Annotated in this window: 17 protein-coding genes; 15 read left to right on the top strand and 2 right to left on the bottom strand. The window is 67.2% G+C overall.

Going from position 1 to position 16,981, the window contains the following annotated elements:
- From tkt to JI664_RS18560, 7 genes are read left to right on the top strand one after another with little or no spacing between them, the layout of a single operon-like run.
- Window positions 1-1,971: a transketolase gene (gene tkt / locus JI664_RS18590; protein WP_207015276.1), complete on the top strand. Its 1,971-nt coding sequence runs from the start codon at window positions 1-3 to the stop codon at window positions 1,969-1,971.
- A gap of 10 nt (window positions 1,972-1,981) precedes the next feature.
- Window positions 1,982-2,983 (top strand): type I glyceraldehyde-3-phosphate dehydrogenase, encoded by a 1,002-nt coding sequence (gene gap, locus JI664_RS18585; protein ID WP_207015275.1) that lies wholly within the window; start codon window positions 1,982-1,984, stop codon window positions 2,981-2,983.
- Window positions 2,980-4,164, top strand: a complete 1,185-nt coding sequence (locus JI664_RS18580; RefSeq protein ID WP_207015274.1) for a phosphoglycerate kinase — start codon at window positions 2,980-2,982, stop codon at window positions 4,162-4,164. Before gap ends, JI664_RS18580 begins: the two co-directional genes overlap by 4 nt.
- A 3-nt stretch (window positions 4,165-4,167) precedes the next feature.
- The gene (gene fba, locus JI664_RS18575) at window positions 4,168-5,217 is read left to right on the top strand and encodes a class II fructose-bisphosphate aldolase (RefSeq protein ID WP_207015273.1); all 1,050 of its coding nucleotides are present in this window, start codon (window positions 4,168-4,170) and stop codon (window positions 5,215-5,217) included.
- Window positions 5,217-5,900, top strand: a complete 684-nt coding sequence (rpe, locus tag JI664_RS18570; protein WP_207015272.1) for a ribulose-phosphate 3-epimerase — start codon at window positions 5,217-5,219, stop codon at window positions 5,898-5,900. The genes fba and rpe overlap by 1 nt, the downstream gene beginning before the upstream one ends.
- Window positions 5,897-6,538, top strand: coding sequence for a phosphoglycolate phosphatase (gph, locus tag JI664_RS18565; protein WP_207015271.1), 642 nt, complete (start codon window positions 5,897-5,899; stop codon window positions 6,536-6,538). Before rpe ends, gph begins: the two co-directional genes overlap by 4 nt.
- Window positions 6,535-7,275 carry an HAD-IA family hydrolase gene (locus tag JI664_RS18560; RefSeq protein ID WP_207015270.1) on the top strand — a complete coding sequence of 247 codons (741 nt, stop codon included), beginning with the start codon at window positions 6,535-6,537 and terminating at the stop codon, window positions 7,273-7,275. Before gph ends, JI664_RS18560 begins: the two co-directional genes overlap by 4 nt.
- On the opposite strand, the gene JI664_RS18555 is transcribed toward JI664_RS18560, so the two are convergent.
- Both JI664_RS18555 and JI664_RS18550 read right to left on the bottom strand, forming a co-directional pair.
- A complete protein-coding gene (locus tag JI664_RS18555; RefSeq protein WP_207015269.1) occupies window positions 7,206-8,363 on the bottom strand; it encodes a DUF1501 domain-containing protein in 1,158 nt (385 codons plus the stop codon). The two genes, JI664_RS18560 and JI664_RS18555, sit on opposite strands and share 70 nt — an antisense overlap.
- Window positions 8,364-8,365: 2 nt before the next feature.
- A complete protein-coding gene (locus JI664_RS18550) occupies window positions 8,366-9,730 on the bottom strand; it encodes a DUF1800 domain-containing protein (RefSeq protein WP_207015268.1) in 1,365 nt (454 codons plus the stop codon).
- Window positions 9,731-9,923: 193 nt separating this feature from the next.
- Here JI664_RS18550 and aroQ point away from each other — a divergent pair, with 193 nt between their 5' ends.
- The 8 genes from aroQ to JI664_RS18510 all read left to right on the top strand — a co-directional run bounded on the left by aroQ (window position 9,924) and on the right by JI664_RS18510 (window position 16,916).
- Complete coding sequence (gene aroQ, locus JI664_RS18545) at window positions 9,924-10,361, top strand: type II 3-dehydroquinate dehydratase (RefSeq protein WP_207015267.1); 438 nt, start codon at window positions 9,924-9,926, stop codon at window positions 10,359-10,361.
- Between the two features lie 225 nt (window positions 10,362-10,586).
- Window positions 10,587-11,846, top strand: a complete 1,260-nt coding sequence (locus JI664_RS18540) for an imelysin family protein (RefSeq protein ID WP_207015266.1) — start codon at window positions 10,587-10,589, stop codon at window positions 11,844-11,846.
- A 12-nt stretch (window positions 11,847-11,858) separates the two neighbouring features.
- Entirely contained in the window at window positions 11,859-12,113 is a 255-nt protein-coding gene (locus JI664_RS18535; RefSeq protein ID WP_207015265.1) for a (2Fe-2S)-binding protein, read from the top strand.
- Window positions 12,100-12,585 (top strand): bacterioferritin, encoded by a 486-nt coding sequence (bfr, locus tag JI664_RS18530; RefSeq protein WP_207015264.1) that lies wholly within the window; start codon window positions 12,100-12,102, stop codon window positions 12,583-12,585. The genes JI664_RS18535 and bfr overlap by 14 nt, the downstream gene beginning before the upstream one ends.
- Window positions 12,545-14,119 carry a di-heme oxidoredictase family protein gene (locus JI664_RS18525; RefSeq protein WP_207015263.1) on the top strand — a complete coding sequence of 525 codons (1,575 nt, stop codon included), beginning with the start codon at window positions 12,545-12,547 and terminating at the stop codon, window positions 14,117-14,119. The genes bfr and JI664_RS18525 overlap by 41 nt, the downstream gene beginning before the upstream one ends.
- Window positions 14,119-15,117, top strand: a complete 999-nt coding sequence (locus JI664_RS18520; RefSeq protein ID WP_207015262.1) for an imelysin family protein — start codon at window positions 14,119-14,121, stop codon at window positions 15,115-15,117. The genes JI664_RS18525 and JI664_RS18520 overlap by 1 nt, the downstream gene beginning before the upstream one ends.
- A gap of 3 nt (window positions 15,118-15,120) precedes the next feature.
- A complete protein-coding gene (locus JI664_RS18515) occupies window positions 15,121-16,179 on the top strand; it encodes a DUF1513 domain-containing protein (protein ID WP_207015261.1) in 1,059 nt (352 codons plus the stop codon).
- Window positions 16,176-16,916 (top strand): hydroxypyruvate isomerase family protein, encoded by a 741-nt coding sequence (locus JI664_RS18510; RefSeq protein WP_207015260.1) that lies wholly within the window; start codon window positions 16,176-16,178, stop codon window positions 16,914-16,916. Before JI664_RS18515 ends, JI664_RS18510 begins: the two co-directional genes overlap by 4 nt.
- Window positions 16,917-16,981: the final 65 nt, after the last annotated feature.

Genomic DNA, 16,981 nt, shown 5'->3' with positions numbered 1-16,981 from the left:
ATGACCGCACAGATCCCCCCCGCCGGTGAGCGTATGATGGCCAACGCCATCCGGGCGCTGGCCATGGACGCGGTCGAGGCCGCGAAATCGGGCCATCCCGGGATGCCGATGGGCATGGCCGACGTGGCCAGCGTGTTGTTCAACCGCTTCGTCACGCTCGACCCGTCCATGCCCGACTGGCCCAACCGCGACCGTTTCGTGCTGTCGGCGGGCCACGGCTCGATGCTGCTTTACGCGATTCATCACCTGCTGGGCTATGAAGACATGGGCATGGACCAGCTTAGCGCCTTCCGTCAGCTCGGCAGCCGCACCGCTGGGCACCCCGAATACGGCCATGCCAAAGGGATCGAGATGACCACCGGCCCGCTGGGTCAGGGCATCGCCACCGCCGTCGGCATGGCGCTGTCCGAGAGGCTGGCTAACGCGCGCTTCCCAGATCTGATCGAGCATTACACCTATGTCATCGCCGGCGACGGCTGCCTGATGGAGGGCGTCAGTCAGGAGGCAATCGATCTGGCCGGGCATCTGGGGCTCGGGCAACTTATCGTCCTGTGGGACGATAACGGGATCACCATCGACGGGGATACGGACCTGTCCACCTCGACCGATCAGCGCGCACGCTTCGCGGCGTCGGGCTGGCATGTGCTGGCCTGCGACGGGCATACTCCGACGGAGATCGCCGATGCGATCGAGGCCGCGCGCAAGGACACCCGCCCCTCGCTCATCGCTTGCCGCACGGTGATCGGCTTCGGCGCCCCCGGCAAGCAGGGCAGCCACGACGTGCACGGTGCGCCGCTTGGCATCGACGAAATCGCCGCCACCCGCAAGGCGCTGGAATGGGATCACGCGCCGTTCGAGATCCCCGATTCCGTCTATGCCGCCTGGTCTCGGATCGCACGGCGGGGCCGCGAGGCGCGCGAGGCTTGGGAAGCCCGGCGCACTGCGTCCCCCCGGCGCGCGGAATTCGACCGGCTGTGCCAGCACGATACCACGCCGCTGACGCAGGCCATGGCGACCTACAAGGCCGCCCTATTGTCTGACAAACCCAAAGTCGCGACCCGCAAGGCCAGCGAAATGGCATTGCAGGTGGTGAATACCGCTTTGCCCTACACGATTGGCGGATCGGCGGATCTGACCGGATCGAACCTGACGCGAACCAAAGGTCAGACATCCGTCAAGCCCGGCGATTTCAGTGGCGACTACCTGCATTACGGCATCCGCGAGCACGGCATGGCGGCGGCGATGAACGGAATCGCGCTGGCCGGGCTGTTCCGGCCTTATGGCGGCACGTTCCTCGCCTTCGCCGACTATGCCCGTCCTGCGATCCGGCTGGCCGCGCTGATGGGCGTGCCGACGATCTTCGTGATGACGCATGACAGTATCGGTCTGGGCGAAGACGGCCCGACGCACCAGCCGGTTGAGATCCTCGCCTCGTTGCGCGCCATTCCCAACCTGACGGTCCTGCGCCCCGCCGATGCGGTCGAAACCGCCGAAGCCTGGGAAATCGCCTTGGCCGCGACGGACGGCCCGGTACTGCTGGCGCTGAGCCGACAGAACCTGCCCACGCTGCGCGTCGAAGCCGATGAGAACCTGACCGTGCGCGGCGCCTACCTTTTGCGCGATCCGGGCGAACGGCAGGTCACGCTGATCGCCACCGGGTCCGAGGTCGAGATCGCCGTCACCGCCGCCGATCTTCTGGCCGAAGCGGGTATCCGCGCCGCCGTGGTCTCGGCCCCGTCCTTCGAGCGCTTTGCCCGCCAATCCGACACCTACCGCGCGGCCACGCTGGGCGACGCGCCCCGGATCGGGATCGAAGCCGCGATCCGCATGGGCTGGGACGCGGTCCTGCGGCCCGACGACGCCTTTGTCGGGATGAACGGTTTCGGCGCCTCGGCCCCGGCACCCGACCTGTACGAACACTTCAACATCACCCCCCAAGCAGTTGTCAAAGCTGCAAATTCTCTGATCTGAGAGGATCCGCATGACAATCAAAGTAGCGATTAACGGCTTTGGCCGAATAGGACGGAACGTTCTGCGCGCCGTCGTGGAATCGGGCCGCACGGATATCGAGATCGTCGCGATCAACGATCTCGGCCCGGTGGAAACCAACGCGCATCTGCTGCAATTCGACTCTGTCCACGGACGCTTTCCCGGCAGCGTAACCAGCGGTGCGGACTGGCTGGATGCCGGGCGCGGCAAGATCCGCGTCACCGCCCTGCGCAACCCCGACGACCTGCCCTGGGCCGATATTGATGTCGCGCTCGAATGCACCGGGATTTTCACCGCCCGTGACAAGGCCGCGCTGCATCTGAAGAACGGCGCGCGCCGCGTGCTGGTCTCGGCCCCCGCCGCGGGCGCCGACAAGACCGTGGTTTTCGGCGTGAATCATCAGAGTTTGACCGCCGAAGACCGGATCGTGTCGAACGCGTCCTGCACGACGAATTGCCTCAGCCCCGTGGCCAAGGTGCTCAACGACGCGATCGGCATCACCAAGGGCTTCATGACGACGATCCACAGCTATACGGGCGATCAGCCGACGCTGGATACGATGCATCCCGACCTCTACCGTGCCCGCGCCGCCGCGCTCAGCATGATCCCCACCTCGACCGGCGCAGCCAAGGCCGTTGGGCTGGTTCTGCCTGAACTCGACGGCAAGCTGGATGGTGTTGCAATCCGGGTGCCGACGCCCAATGTCTCGGTAGTGGATCTGGTGTTCGAGGCCGCGCGCGACACCAGTGTCGAGGCGGTCAATCAGGCGATCCGCGCCGCCGCCGACGGCCCCCTTAAGGGCATCTTGGGATACACAGATAAACCCAACGTTTCCAGTGACTTCAACCACGACCCTCATTCGTCGGTTTTCCACATGGACCAGACCAAGGTGATGGAGGGCCGGATGGTCCGCATCCTGTCGTGGTACGACAACGAATGGGGCTTTTCGAACCGGATGGCGGATACCGCCGTGGCGATGGGGCGCCTGCAATGATCCGCGCCATCACCGATCAGAACGTCGCCGGAAAGCGCCTTGTCGTGCGCGCCGATCTCAACGTGCCCATGGCCGATCGCCGGGTCACCGATGCCACGCGCATCACCCGGTTCGCCGAGGGGATGAAACCGCTTCTGACGCAAGGGGCGTCAATGGTCGTGCTGTCGCATTTCGGGCGCCCCAGCGGCCCCGATCCCGATCTCAGCCTGCGGCTGATCCGCGACGATCTGAGCCGCGCGCTGGCCCGCCCCGTGCGTTTCGCCACGCTGGATCAGGCACGCGAGGCCGATCTGCAGCCGGGCGGCGTGCTGCTGGTCGAGAACCTGCGCTTCGAGCCGGGGGAAGAGGCAAATGACCCCGCGCTTGCCGACACACTGGCGTCTTTGGGCGATTATTATGTCAACGACGCCTTCTCCTGCGCGCACCGGGCGCATGCCTCGACCCACGCACTGGCACAGCGGCTCCCGGCCTTTGCCGGGCCTTTGATGGCCGGTGAACTCAGCGCGTTGCAAAAAGCGCTGGAAGCCCCCCTGCGCCCCTCGGTGGCGATTGTCGGCGGCGCCAAGGTCTCGACCAAGATCGCGGTGCTGCGAAACCTCGTGGCCAAGGTCGATCATCTGATCGTGGGCGGCGGGATGGCGAATACGTTCCTTTTTGCACGGGGCGCGCCGATGGGCCGCTCGCTGCACGAGGCCGACCAGAGCGCCACGGTGACTGAGATCCTGACGCTGGCGAAAGCCGCCGGATGCACGATCCACCTGCCCCGCGACGTGGTGGTCGCGCGGGAATTCCGGGCTGGCGCAACGTCTGACATTCAGCCGTCCAACAATTGCCCGAACGACGCGATGATCCTTGACGCAGGCCCCGGCGCGCTGGCCGATTTCACCCGCGTTCTGGAAGGCGCGAGGACGATCCTGTGGAACGGACCGCTCGGCGCCTTCGAGATCCCGCCCTTCGACGCGGCGACGACGGGCCTCGCCCGCGTTGCCGCCGAGCTGACACGCGGTGGCACGGCCATCAGCGTGGCTGGCGGCGGCGACACGGTGGCCGCGCTCAACGCGGCGGGCGTGAGCGACAGCTTCACCTATGTCTCCACCGCCGGTGGGGCATTTCTGGAATGGCTGGAGGGGCGCAGCCTCCCCGGTGTGGCCGCGCTGATGCGCGAGAATGAAGAGGTTTGAGAGATGGCCCTGATCACCCTGCGACAGCTTCTGGACCACGCGGCCGAGCACCAATACGGCGTGCCCGCCTTCAACATCAACAACATGGAACAGGGGCTGGCGATCATGGAAGCCGCCCGCACCACCGACGCGCCGGTCATCTTGCAGGCCAGTCGCGGTGCGCGCTCTTACGCCAACGACATCATGCTGGCCAAGATGATCGAGGCTCTGGCGGCGATCTATCCCGAGATCCCGATCTGCATGCATCAGGACCACGGCAATGACGAGGCCACCTGCATGACCGCGATCCGCCACGGCTTCACCAGCGTGATGATGGACGGCTCGCTGGAAGCCGACGCCCAGACCCCCGCCGATTACGCCTATAACGTCGCCATCACCGAGCGGGTGAGCCGGATGGCGCATTGGGTCGGCGCCTCGGTCGAGGGCGAGTTGGGCGTGCTGGGATCCTTGGAGACCGGCGAAGGTGAGGCCGAGGACGGGCACGGCGCGGTGGGCGTTCTGGACCACAGCCAGCTTCTGACCGACCCCGCGCAGGCGGTTGATTTCGTGTCGAAAACCAAGGTCGATGCGCTGGCCATCGCCTGCGGCACCTCGCATGGCGCCTACAAGTTCAGCCGCAAACCCGATGGCGACATTCTGGCGATGGGGGTGATCGAAGAGATCCACAAGCGCCTGCCCGACACGCATCTGGTGATGCATGGCTCGTCCAGCGTGCCGCAGGATCTGCAGGATATCATCAACGAAAACGGCGGCGGGATGCCGCAGACCTTTGGCGTGCCGGTGGAAGAGATCGTGCGCGGCATCCGGCACGGGGTGCGCAAGGTGAATATCGACACTGACTGCCGCATGGCGATGACCGGGCAGTTCCGCCGTATCGCCGCGCAGAACCCCAAGGAATTCGACCCTCGCAAGTTTCTCAAACCCGCGATGGACGCGATGGAAAAGCTCTGCCGCGAGCGGTTCGAGGCGTTCGGCACCGCAGGCCGCGCGAGCCGGATCTCGGTCATCCCGATGGACGACATGGCGAAACGCTACAAGGCGGGGACGCTGTGATGACGCATGCGATCAAGATCGCGCCCTCGATCCTTTCCGCCGATTTCGCCGATTTCGGCCGCGAGATCCAGGCCATCGAAGCGCAGGGCGCCGATTGGGTTCATGTCGACGTGATGGACGGCCATTTCGTCCCCAACCTGACCTTTGGCCCGCCCGCCGTCGCTGCCTTCCGCAAGCATGTGAAGACGGTGATGGACGTGCATCTGATGATCGCCCCCGTCGATCCATATATCGAGGCCTTCGCCGAGGCTGGCGCCGACATCATCACCGCCCATGTCGAGGCCGGGCCGCACATTCACCGCACCCTGCAAGCCATTCGCGCGACGGGGAAAAAGGCGGGCGTGGCGCTCAATCCCGGCACCCCGGCCGAGGCGGTGGCGCATGTGCTCGACCTGACCGACCTGATTTGCGTGATGACGGTGAACCCCGGTTTCGGCGGGCAGAAATTCATCGATATGAGCGCCGAGATCCACACCCTGCGCCGCATGATCGGCGACCGCCCGATCCATATCGAGATCGACGGCGGCGTCACGCCCGAGACCGCGCCCAAGGTCGTGGCGGCCGGCGCGGATGTGCTGGTCGCGGGGTCTGCGGTGTTCAAGGGCGGCTCGGTCGAGAACCCAGAGCCCTACGGCGCCAACATGCGGGCGATCCGCGCCTCGGTGCAAAGGATGGCGGCATGAGGATCGTCTTCGATCTGGACGGCACGCTGATCGACAGCGCGCCCGACCTGCACGCAGCGATCAACCGGGTGCTGGCGGAATGGGGCAAGGCGCCCTTCGACCTGCCCACCGTCAAGCGCTTCATCGGCAACGGCATCCCCGCGCTGGTGACGCTGGCGCGGCAGTCGCGCGGGCTGGATGAGGCCGAACAGCCGTTGATGGTGGCGCGCATGTTCGCGCATTACACCGCCGCCCCCGCCACGCTGACCCGGCCCTTCCCCCATGTGATCCCGGCCTTGCAGCGGCTGGTGGCGGGCGGGGCGCGGCTGGGCCTGTGCACCAACAAGGCGGAATCGCCGACGCTGAGCATCCTCACCGCGCTGAAGATGGAGCGCTATTTCGACACGGTGATCGGCGGCGACAGCCTGCCCACGCAGAAACCCGACCCGGCGCCGTTGCTGGCGGCGTTCGACGGGCTGGGGGGCAGCGGGCTCTATATCGGCGACAGCGAGGTCGATGCCGAATGCGCCCGGCGCGCCGGCGTACCTTTCGCGCTGTTTACCCGGGGCTATCGCAAGACGCCGGTCGATCAGCTGCCGCATGTGCTGGCCTTCGACGATTTCGCGGGCCTGACCGAGCGTCTGACGGCGCTGGCATGACATTGCGCGCGCTGATCTTTGACGTGGACGGCACGCTGGCCGAGACTGAAGAGCTGCACCGCGCGGCCTTCAACGCAGCCTTCCGCGCCGCCGGGCTGCGCTGGCACTGGTCGCGCGACGCCTATGGCGCGCTGTTGACCACCACCGGCGGGAAAGAGCGGATCCGCCGCTACATAACCGAGACCGGCGCCGGTGAGGTTGATGTGGCCGCGCTGCATGCCGAAAAGACCGCGCATTACACCGCTCTGGTGGCCAAGGGCGCGCTGGAATTGCGGCCGGGCATCCGCGCGCTGATGGCGATGGGGCGCGCGGCGGGCGTGAGGCTGGCCGTGGCGACGACCACCAGCCGCTTGAATGTCGAGGCGCTGTGCCACGCCTGTTTCAACGCGCCCGCCGAGGCCATCTTTGACGTGCTGGCCTGCGGCGACGAGGTGGCGGCGAAAAAGCCCGCGCCCGATATCTACTTGCTGGCGCTCGACCGGCTGGGTCTGCCCGCAGACGCGGCGCTTGCATTCGAGGATACGCCGATGGGCGTGGCCTCGGCGCAGGGGGCGGGAATGCGGGTCGTGGCCTCGCCCGGGGTCTATTCGCAGGATGCCGACCTGTCGCGGGCCGAGCGCCGCGTCGAGTGTTTCAGTGACCTGATCGACGGGGGGCTTGCGGCACTTCAGGCGCGCAGGAGCCCTGTGAACGGTTCGAGCGCCCGGCTTTCGGGGAATACCACGCGCTCGGCATAGGCCGGGTCGAGCCCCATATGTCCGATGAGCAGCGCCTTGAAGATCGCCTCATAGGCATTGATCGCCAGCACGTCGCGCTCTTCGAACAGCGCGCGGCGCGACAGGCCCGGCCAGTCGCCCGCGATCTGTCCGCCGCGCACCGCACCACCCGCCAGCATCGCCAGCCCGCCGGTGCCGTGATCGGTGCCCCGGTTGCCGTTCTCGGCCGCCGTGCGCCCGAATTCCGACGCCACCATCACCACCGTGTTCGACCAGACCGGCCCCAGCCCCTCGCGCAGGGCCAGAAGCCCTTCTGACAGCCGCTCGAACAGGCGGCGCAGGCGGTAAGGTTGGCCGTTATGCGTGTCCCAGCCGCCCAGTTCCAAGACACCGATGCGCGGCCCCTGCGGCGCGCGCAGGATGTCGGCGGCTGCGCGCGACGAGATCAGGAAATTGTCGTTGGTGGGCGCATCGCCCGACATGTCGGGTTCGGTCATGCCCGTGGCGCCGGTCAGAGCTGCGTGAAACAGCGGGTCGTCGCGATAGACGATCGCCAGCCGTTCAAGGAAATCGTCGTTCAGGTCGGGCAATTGCTCGTTCGACCACGCCTGAACCGGGGCCGCGCCCTGCAAGATCAGCGGCACGGCGGGGCCCAGCGACAGCGCCAGTCGCTCGTCCCCGGCATTGAGCCCGAGGATCGCACGGTTGAGCCAGCCGTCGCGCGCACCGCGCGGGCGGGCGGTGCCGTTTTCCAGAAGGTTCTGACCGTCGAAATGCGAGCGGCTGCGATAGCGTGTGGTGGCGGCGGGAACGAAGGACAGCTCGCCCGCCTGCCAGAGAGGCATCAGCGGGCTCAGCGCGCTGTGCAGGCCGAAATACCCGTCGAGATCCAGCACCGCGTCGCGTTCCAGTCCCAGCGAGGGGCGCAGGCGGCGGTAATCGGCATCGGCATAGGGCGCAAGCGCGTGCAACCCGTCGAGCCCGCCGCGCAGGAACACGAAGATGAAACGGTTCTCGGTCGGCGCCGCCGCGAAGGCCACGCGCGACGAGGCCAGCGCCGAGGCGAGGCTCGCGCCCCCCAGCTTGAGAAACAGGCGGCGGTCCAGCATCGTCATCTCCTCTGGAATTCGGGGCTGGCAAGGATCATCGCAAGCGCCGCATCGCCCGATGGCGCGCGCTCGACCCAGGTTGTCGTCACCTCGCGCGCGGCGGCGCCGATCGAGCGGTCGAGCACCTCGGCCGGAACCAGCGTTCCGGGCTGGCGCGCGGCAAAGCCCCGCGCCCATTCAAGCCGGATCATCAACGCCTCGGGCCCCAGCCAGTCAGCGGCACGGTCGCTCCAGCCTGCGGGCGACGGCGCGGAATGCGGCAGCATCGCCAACAGGCGCATCGGCTGGAAGTAATCGGGCTGGCGTTCCGGCAGCGAGCCGGTGGCACGGAAACAGGCGACGACGAATTCATGCGGCGTCTTCACCTTGGCCAACGGATCGGCCCAAGCGGCATCAAGCATGACAAGCGCCCGCGTCACCTGCGCCAGATCGCCATCGGTATCGCGGAACACGCGTTCGATCTGCGCAATGGCGTCGGGGGGCGGGATATCGGCCACGAAATGGCGCACCAGCTTGGTCGCAATGTGCCGCGCGGTCGATGGATGACGCGCCAGATCGTCGAGCAGGCGCAGGCCCTCTTCCTCGCCCGCCTCTTCATAGACGCGGCCCAGTACGGTCTTGGGTCCGGGCTGATGCTGACGACGGACGAACTGGAAATTCCCGTGAACGGGCTCGTCCCCGCCGCGCCGATAGCCGCCATGCCCCCAGCCGGTAAAGATCTTCGCCGCTTCGATGATATCGTCCTGCGTATAGCCGCCATCGACGCCCAGCGTGTGCAGTTCGAGCAATTCGCGGGCGAAATTCTCGTTGAGCGTGGTGGCGGTGGGCCGCCGGCGCTGACGGTTCTGCCCGGCGGGCGAGTCGGGGCCGACTGAAAAGACGTTGTCGAGATAGGTCAGCAGCGTCGGGTTGCGCGCCGCCGCGTGTAGCATGTCGCGGAAACGACCGAAGATATGCGGGCGGATCGCCTCGCGCTCGTAGGCCGGGATCGTCACCCCGTCGCGCGCACCGCGCGTCAGCGAGGCGGTGAAATGATTGGCCCAGAAACGCACCATCCGCTCGGGCAGCACGTCGGGCGTGCGGATCTCGTAGCGCAGGCGCGCCATGACCTCAGGCCGGAAATCGCGGTTCATCGCGCGGCGGACGGTACGGGTGCGGGCCTCGTTGCTTTCCAGCCCGGCCTGCGCAATCTCGGCACGGATCTGGGCGGCGCTGCGAAACCGGCGCAGGCCGGGTGGCAGGGCCTGACCCGGGCGGATCTGTTCCAGAAGCCATCCGCGCGGATCATCGCCCACCCGCGCATCATCGCCCGGTCCGGCGCCGAGGCCGAAACGGTTCAGGGCGGTGAAAGTGTCGAGGCTGCGCATGGGCGGTCCGGTCTGTCTGCAAACGACTGGGTCGCAGACTACGCGGCCCGGGGCGCGCGGCCAAGCGGGGGCGGGAAACAATCCCGTGTGGCAGCAGCCTTTCGGCGCGATACCGCCCGCACCGCGCGCCACTGGAAACGCGGCAAAGGGCGGCGTAAGCTCGGATCAGATCCACCGACCCGCAAGTGAGCCCATGACCCCGACGATCCATATCCTCAACGGCCCGAACCTGAACCTTCTGGGCAAGCGTCAGCCCGACATCTACGGCCATGACACGCTTGAGGACGTCGCCGCGCAATGCGCCGAGATCGGACAGGCGGCGGGTCTGGGCACGCTGCTGCGGCAATCCAACTGGGAAGGGCAGATCGTCGACTGGATCCACGAGGCACGCGAAACGGCGGCGGGGATCATCATTAACCCGGCCGCGCTGACGCATACCTCGGTGGCGGTGCTCGACGCGCTCAACACCTTCGAGGGCCCGGTGATCGAGGTGCATATCAGTCAGGTTCACAAGCGCGAAGCCTTCCGCCACCACTCGTTCGTCAGCCACCGGGCCGATGCGGTGATGGCGGGGTTCGGCATCCACGGCTATGCGCTGGCGATGCGCCACATGGCGCATTTGCTGGACTGAGGCCGCACGCGGGGGCGCAGTTCGGGGGTGATTCCGGGGGCGAGGAATACCCTAGCAAACAAATCAGGATTGACTTTATCGGCGGCCTTCTCCTAGGGTGCGCCTGCCTAGCCAAGGTCGCCCGTGTCGCGTGTTTTGCGTTTCACGCGCTTCGAGTGGTCGAGCCCGGCGCGATATTCCCGCGCGGCACGCATCGCCGCGCAGACCGTATAGTCAGAGGACCTCATGCGCCGCATTACCCCCATCACGCTCGCCGCCGCGATCGCGCTGCCGTCGGCGGCCTTCGCCGTCACCCAGACCGAAGTGCTGACCACCTATGCCGATATTGCCGAAGCCGGATATTCCGACAGCGTGACCACCGCGCAGGCGCTGCAATCGGCGATCGACGATTTCCTCGCCGCTCCCTCGGCCGAGGGTCTTGCCGCCGCGCGCGAAGCATGGATTGCCGCGCGGGTCCCCTACCAGCAGACCGAGGCGTTCCGCTTCGGCAACCCGATCGTCGATGAATGGGAAGGCCGCGTGAATGCCTGGCCGCTCGATGAGGGGCTGATCGACTATACCAGCCGCAGCTATATGGGCGGCGACGACAACCCGGCGGCCAACCTCAACGTGATCGCCACGCCGAACTTCACGCTGGGCGGCACCGAGATCGACGCCTCGACCATCGATCCGGCGCTGCTGCAGGACGTCCTGCACGAGGCCGACACCGTCGAAGCCAACGTCGCCACCGGCTATCACGCGATCGAATTCCTGCTCTGGGGTCAGGACCTGCACGGCACCGATGCCGGAGCGGGCGAGCGTCCGTGGACCGATTACGCGCAGGGCGACGATTGCACCAACGGCAATTGCGACCGCCGCGCGCAATACCTGACCGCCGCGACCGAGCTGCTGATCGCCGATCTGCAGGAAATGGCCGATGCATGGTCCGAGGACGGCGAAGCGCGCGACGCTGTGATGGCCGACGAGGCTGCCGGCATTTCGGCGATCCTGACCGGCATGGGCAGCCTGTCCTATGGCGAGCTCGCGGGCGAGCGGATCCGTCTGGGCCTGATGCTGAACGATCCCGAGGAAGAGCATGACTGCTTCTCGGACAACACCCATTACAGCCACTACTACGATGCGGTCGGCATCCGGAACGTCTATGTCGGCGCATATACCCGCGTCGACGGCACGGTCGTCACCGGCCCCAGCCTGTCGGATTACGTGGCCGAGAACCACGCCGATCTCGACGAGGCCCTGCGCGCCAAGCTGGACGCCTCTGTCGCGGCGCTGCAAACCATGGTCGACACCGCCGAGGGCGGCATGTCTTATGACATGATGCTCGCCCCCGGCAATGACGAGGGCGAGACGGTCATCATGGGCGCCGTCGACGCGCTGGTCGATCAGACCCGCGACATCGAGCGTGTGGTCGCAGCCCTTGACCTGTCGGGCGTCGAACTGGAAGGTTCTGACAGCCTCGACGACCCCTCGGCCGTGTTCCAGTAACGGAGCTTTGTGATGATCGTCTGCTCGTGCGAAAACATCTCGGATCGCGACATTCATGCCGCGGTCGACTGGATGCGGCAGTCCGATCCGTGGACGATCATCACCCCCGGCAAGGTCTATCGCGCGCTTGGCAAGTCGGCCGATTGCGGCGGCTGCATGAAGCTTTTTCTCTCGACCATGCGGACCAATCCGAATACTCAGGTCCCTATGGAACTGCGCAACCTCCGCGCGCAGTCAATAAGGAGACCGGACGATGAAGGGCGATGAGAAAGTCATTGAATACCTGAACAAAGCCTTGCGCTCGGAACTGACCGCGGTCAGCCAGTACTGGCTTCATTACCGCCTGCAAGCCGATTGGGGCCTGGCGAAAATGGCCAAGAAAAGCCGCGAGGAAAGCATCGAAGAGATGCACCATGCGGACAAGCTGATCGACCGGATCATCTTTCTCGGCGGCCACCCGAACCTGCAGAAACTCGACCCGCTGCGGATCGGCGAGACCCCCAAGGAAACGCTGGAATCCGACCTTGCCGCCGAACAGGAAGCCGCCGCTCTCTACCGCGAGGCCCGCGCCTATTGCCAGACGGTGAACGACTTCGTGTCGATGGAGCTGTTTCAAGAGCTTCTGACCGACGAGGAAGGTCATATCGACTTCCTCGAAACCCAGCTCGATCTCTATGCCCGTCTGGGAGACGAACGCTATGCGCTGCTCAACGCCGCGCCGATGGACGAAGCCGAATAAGATTCTGTGTCGGGCGGGGCTGTTTCTGGCCCTGCCCTTCGCAGCCTTGCCCGGCCACGCGCAGGATCTCGAAGACCTGCACCTGAACGCCCTTCCGCGTACCGAACAGGAAAGCGCCCGCGCGGCGCTGGTTCTGGGACCACCCGATGATCCCACACGCCCGCAACGCTTCGAATTGCGCTCGGGCGGGGCGGGGACGGTGCGTGCCCGCAGCACCGTCGATGCCTTGGCGCAACCCGCCGCGAACCTGACGCTCGATCAGGGCATGACCTTCGAGCTGGGCGAGGCTTTGTTCTCGCGGCCATGGGCCTCGGCCCCGGCCTCGACCACAGCGTCGGACGGGCTGGGCCCGCTGTTCAACGCCCGCGCCTGTGCCGATTGCCATCCCAATAGCGGCCGCGCCAGCGCCCCGGATCCCGATCCCGAAGCGCCCTCGCATCCCGGCATGTTCCTGCGCGTGGCGATTCCCGCGCCCGAGGGAACGCCCACGCCCGACGGTATCGCCGATTACATCGCCACCCTGCCCGACCCGGTCTATGGCGACCAGATGCAGGACGACGCGATTCAGGGTCAACTGACCGAGTACCGCCTCGCCGTGACGTGGGAAGACATCCCCGTCACTCTGGAAGGCGGCGAAACGGTCACGCTGCGCCGTCCCGACTGGCAGGCCGCCGATCTGGGCTTCGGCCCGCTGCACGACGCGGCGATGCTCAGCCCGCGCGTGGCGCCGCCGCTAATCGGGCTGGGCCTGCTGGAAGCGATCGCCAGCGACGACATTCTTGCCCTTGCCGATCCTGACGACGCCGATGGCGACGGGATTTCGGGGCGCGCCAATATCGTCTGGTCGCGCGAATTCGAGGCGCCGATGCTGGGCCGCTTCGGGCTCAAGGCCGGGATGCCCACCGTGCGCGAACAATCCGCGAGCGCCTTCTTTCACGATGTCGGGCTGTCTTCGTCACTGTTCCCGCAGGGCTGGGGCGACTGCACCGAACCGCAGGCCGCCTGCCGCCAAGCCCCCGATGGCGGCGATCCGCAACATGACGGGCACGAAATCAGCGACACCGCGCTGGGGCTGGTGAATTTCTACGTCACCAATCTGGGCGTTCCCGCCCGGCGCGACGTGGGCGATCCCGAAGTCCTGCGCGGGCGCGCGATCTTCCGCGAGGCCGGCTGCGCCTCGTGTCACCGCCCCTCTTTCGTGACGCGCACGCTGGCCGAAGACCGCACGCAGCATTCCTTCCAGCTGATCTGGCCCTATACCGATCTTTTGCTGCACGATATGGGCGACGGTCTGGCCGACGGCTTTCCCGAAGCGCGCGCGACGGGCCGCGAATGGCGCACGCCGCCGCTCTGGGGCCTTGGCCTGACCGAACAGGTCAGTGGTCAGGAAAGCTATCTGCATGACGGCCGCGCGCGCAGCCTGCTCGAGGCGATCCTCTGGCATGGCGGCGAGGCCCAATCCGCCCGCGACACCGTGGTCGGGCTTGCCCCCGACGACCGCGCCGCCCTTTTGCGCTTCCTGAGGAGCCTGTGATGCGCCTGTCCCTTGCCTTCGGCCTGTTCATGGCCGCCACGCCCGTCCTGACCGCCCCCGCCTTTGCCGGAGTCGACGCGGTGCTCGACAGCCATATCCTGCCCGGCACTGCCGCCTTTGCCGAGGCCGCGCAGGCGCTCGATGCCAGCGCCGCCGCCGATTGCCAGCCCACCGCCCTTCAGCCCGCGTGGAACGCGGCGATGGATGCGTGGATGGGGATCGGCCATCTGCGCCTCGGGCCGCAGGAACAGGCGACGCTCACCATCGCCTTCTGGCCCGACAGCCGCAATTCCGGGCGCCGGACGCTGGCCCGGATGATCGAAAGCGAAGACCCGATGGGTCTCGAGACCGAGGACTTCGCGCAGGTCTCGGCCGCCGCGCGCGGGCTCTATGCGCTGGAAACCATGCTCTACGACCCGCAATTCAACGCCTATGACAGCGGCAGCTACGAATGCAGCCTCGTCCAGGTCATGGTTGCGGATCTGGCCGAGCAGGCCACCGATCTCAACGCCGCGTGGTTGCAGAAATTCGCCCCCGAACTGCGCAATGCCGGTGCGCCCGACAACGCCCTCTTCCTGTCCGAGGCCGAGGCCGAAGCCGCGCTCTTCACCCAGCTTCACGGTGGCGTCGAGTTCAACGCCGATCAGCGGCTCGGTCAGGTCATGGGCACGCCCGAACGCCCTGCGCCGACGCGTGCGGAAACGTGGCGCTCGGGGCGCAGCCTGCGCAACCTGACGCTGTCGATGGACGCGCTGCACCGCATGGCCACCGCGCTTGCCGAAACGCCCATCCCGGCGGTGGACGAGGCCTTCGCCTCGGTCGCCTATTTCGCGGGCGCCGTCGAAGACCCGGCCTTTCAGGACGTGGCCGACCCGATGGCCCGCCTGCGGCTGGAATCGCTGCAGGGACGGATCCGCGCAGTGGGCGATGCGCTGAGCCTCGATATCGGCGAAGCGATGGGCATTGCGCCCGGCTTCAACTCGCTCGACGGAGACTGAGCCATGACATCGCGCCGAGCCTTTCTCGCCGCCCTGATGGCCGTCGCCGCACCGAAACCGTCCTGGGCCGATGCGGGCAGCCCGCGCTGGCTCGCTTGCGCACGCGAAGCCGACGGCGGCTTTGCGCTGTTCGGGATCGCCGGGGACGGCGCCGATACGTTCCGCCTGCCCCTGCCCGCGCGTGGCCATGCCGGTGCCGCGCATCCCACGCGCCCCGAAGCCGTGGCCTTCGCGCGCCGCCCCGGCACCTTCGCGCTGGTGCTCGATTGTGCCACCGGCGCGCTGATCCGCCAGCTGACGCCCCCTGAAGGGATGCAGTTCAACGGACACGGCGCCTATACGTCGGACGGAGAGATCCTTTACACCGTCGAGCAGCGCGCCACCGACAGCCGGGGCTTTCTGGGCCTGTGGGACGCCGCCTATCGCCGTATCGGGCAGATCGAGACCGGCGGCATCGGCCCGCACGAGATGCTGCGCCTGCCGGGCGGCGCGTCGGGCGATGTCTTTGCCGTGGCCAATGGCGGTATCGCCACCGATCCCAGCGACCGCACCAAGCTGAACCTGCCCGACATGGCCCCCTCGCTGGTCTATGTCGAAGGCGACGCCATCGCCGAGCAGGTCGCGCTGGACCCCGCGTTGCATTTCGCCTCGATCCGCCATCTCGCGCAGGAAGACGGCACGCTGGCCTTCGCGATGCAATGGGAAGGCCCCGCCGACCGGATCGTGCCGCTGCTGGGCCTGCACCGGCGCGGGGCGGCACCGATCCTCGCCTCGGCGCCGGGGCCTGAACAGGCGCTGATGCAGGGCTATGCGGGCTCGGTCGCCTTTTCGCAGGGCGAAGTCGCGATCACCTCGCCGCGCGGGGGGCGGATGCACCGCTTCGACGCGCAGGGCGGCTTTCTCGGCGCCACGACCCGTGCCGATATCTGCGGCCTCGCCCCCTGCCCCGGCGGCTTCCTGACCACCGATGGCGGCGGCGGCGTGCTGCGCGTCACCGAAGGCCATGCCCGCCCGCTGGGCCTGCGCCCGCGCGCCTGGGACAATCACATCGTGACGCTGTGAGGGCGTTTTCGGCCAATCTCGGCTTTTTGTGGACCGAGCTGCCGCTGCCCGACGCGATCCGCGCCGCCGCCGATGCGGGGTTTCGGGCGGTCGAATGCCACTGGCCCTATGAAACGCCGCCCGACGCCGTGGCCCGCGCGCTGGCCGAGACAGGCCTGCCGATGCTCTCGCTCAACACCCGCCCCGGCGCGGCCGGTGACTTCGGCCTCGCCGCGCTCAAGGGCCGCGAAGACGAGGCCCGTGCTGCCATCGACGATGCCATCGCCTATGCCCGCGCCACCGGTACCCGAAGCGTGCACGTGATGGCGGGCAAGGCGGGCGATGACGCCACTTTCCGCGCCAATCTCACCCATGCCTGCGAAGCCGCGCCGGATCTCACGATCCTGATCGAGGCACTCAACCCCCATGACGTGCAGGGCTACCATCTGGGAACACAGGAAAAGGCGGCGCAAACCTGCGCCGCCCTCGGCTTTCCCAACCTGAAACTGATGGTCGATTGCTACCATATAGGCCGCACCGAGGGCGACGTGCTGACAACCTATCAACGCCACCGCGCCCTGATCGGCCATGTCCAGCTCGCCGCCGTTCCCGATCGCGGGCCGCCCGACCATGGCACGGTCGATTATGCGGCGCTCTTGCCGAAACTCGACTGGCCCGGCCCGTTTGGCGCGGAATACCGCCCGAACGGCCCCACGGATGCCAGCCTGTCGTGGCTCCCCGCTCTTTCACGCTGCTGAAAATACTCACGAGAGATCAAACGGGGATCCCAAGGGGGAGCGTGCTCCCCCTTGGCGGGGGGTGC

Origin of the sequence: Rhodobacter sp. NTK016B (assembly GCF_017303295.1) — a bacterium.
Lineage (GTDB): Bacteria > Pseudomonadota > Alphaproteobacteria > Rhodobacterales > Rhodobacteraceae > Pararhodobacter.
The sequence above is the reverse complement of the archived record's forward strand: the minus strand, read 5'-3'. Positions and strand labels throughout refer to the sequence as shown.

Coding starts and splice junctions, on each gene's coding strand:
- JI664_RS18580 (WP_207015274.1), top strand. CDS start 2,980: ATGATCCGCGCCATCACCGATCAGAACGTCGCCGGAAAGCGCCTTGTC.
- JI664_RS18550 (WP_207015268.1), bottom strand. CDS start 9,730: ATGCGCAGCCTCGACACTTTCACCGCCCTGAACCGTTTCGGCCTCGGC.
- JI664_RS18560 (WP_207015270.1), top strand. CDS start 6,535: ATGACATTGCGCGCGCTGATCTTTGACGTGGACGGCACGCTGGCCGAG.
- JI664_RS18555 (WP_207015269.1), bottom strand. CDS start 8,363: ATGCTGGACCGCCGCCTGTTTCTCAAGCTGGGGGGCGCGAGCCTCGCC.
- aroQ (WP_207015267.1), top strand. CDS start 9,924: ATGACCCCGACGATCCATATCCTCAACGGCCCGAACCTGAACCTTCTG.
- JI664_RS18535 (WP_207015265.1), top strand. CDS start 11,859: ATGATCGTCTGCTCGTGCGAAAACATCTCGGATCGCGACATTCATGCC.
- JI664_RS18515 (WP_207015261.1), top strand. CDS start 15,121: ATGACATCGCGCCGAGCCTTTCTCGCCGCCCTGATGGCCGTCGCCGCA.
- gap (WP_207015275.1), top strand. CDS start 1,982: ATGACAATCAAAGTAGCGATTAACGGCTTTGGCCGAATAGGACGGAAC.
- tkt (WP_207015276.1), top strand. CDS start 1: ATGACCGCACAGATCCCCCCCGCCGGTGAGCGTATGATGGCCAACGCC.
- gph (WP_207015271.1), top strand. CDS start 5,897: ATGAGGATCGTCTTCGATCTGGACGGCACGCTGATCGACAGCGCGCCC.
- JI664_RS18525 (WP_207015263.1), top strand. CDS start 12,545: ATGCGCTGCTCAACGCCGCGCCGATGGACGAAGCCGAATAAGATTCTG.
- JI664_RS18520 (WP_207015262.1), top strand. CDS start 14,119: ATGCGCCTGTCCCTTGCCTTCGGCCTGTTCATGGCCGCCACGCCCGTC.
- bfr (WP_207015264.1), top strand. CDS start 12,100: ATGAAGGGCGATGAGAAAGTCATTGAATACCTGAACAAAGCCTTGCGC.
- JI664_RS18540 (WP_207015266.1), top strand. CDS start 10,587: ATGCGCCGCATTACCCCCATCACGCTCGCCGCCGCGATCGCGCTGCCG.
- rpe (WP_207015272.1), top strand. CDS start 5,217: ATGACGCATGCGATCAAGATCGCGCCCTCGATCCTTTCCGCCGATTTC.
- fba (WP_207015273.1), top strand. CDS start 4,168: ATGGCCCTGATCACCCTGCGACAGCTTCTGGACCACGCGGCCGAGCAC.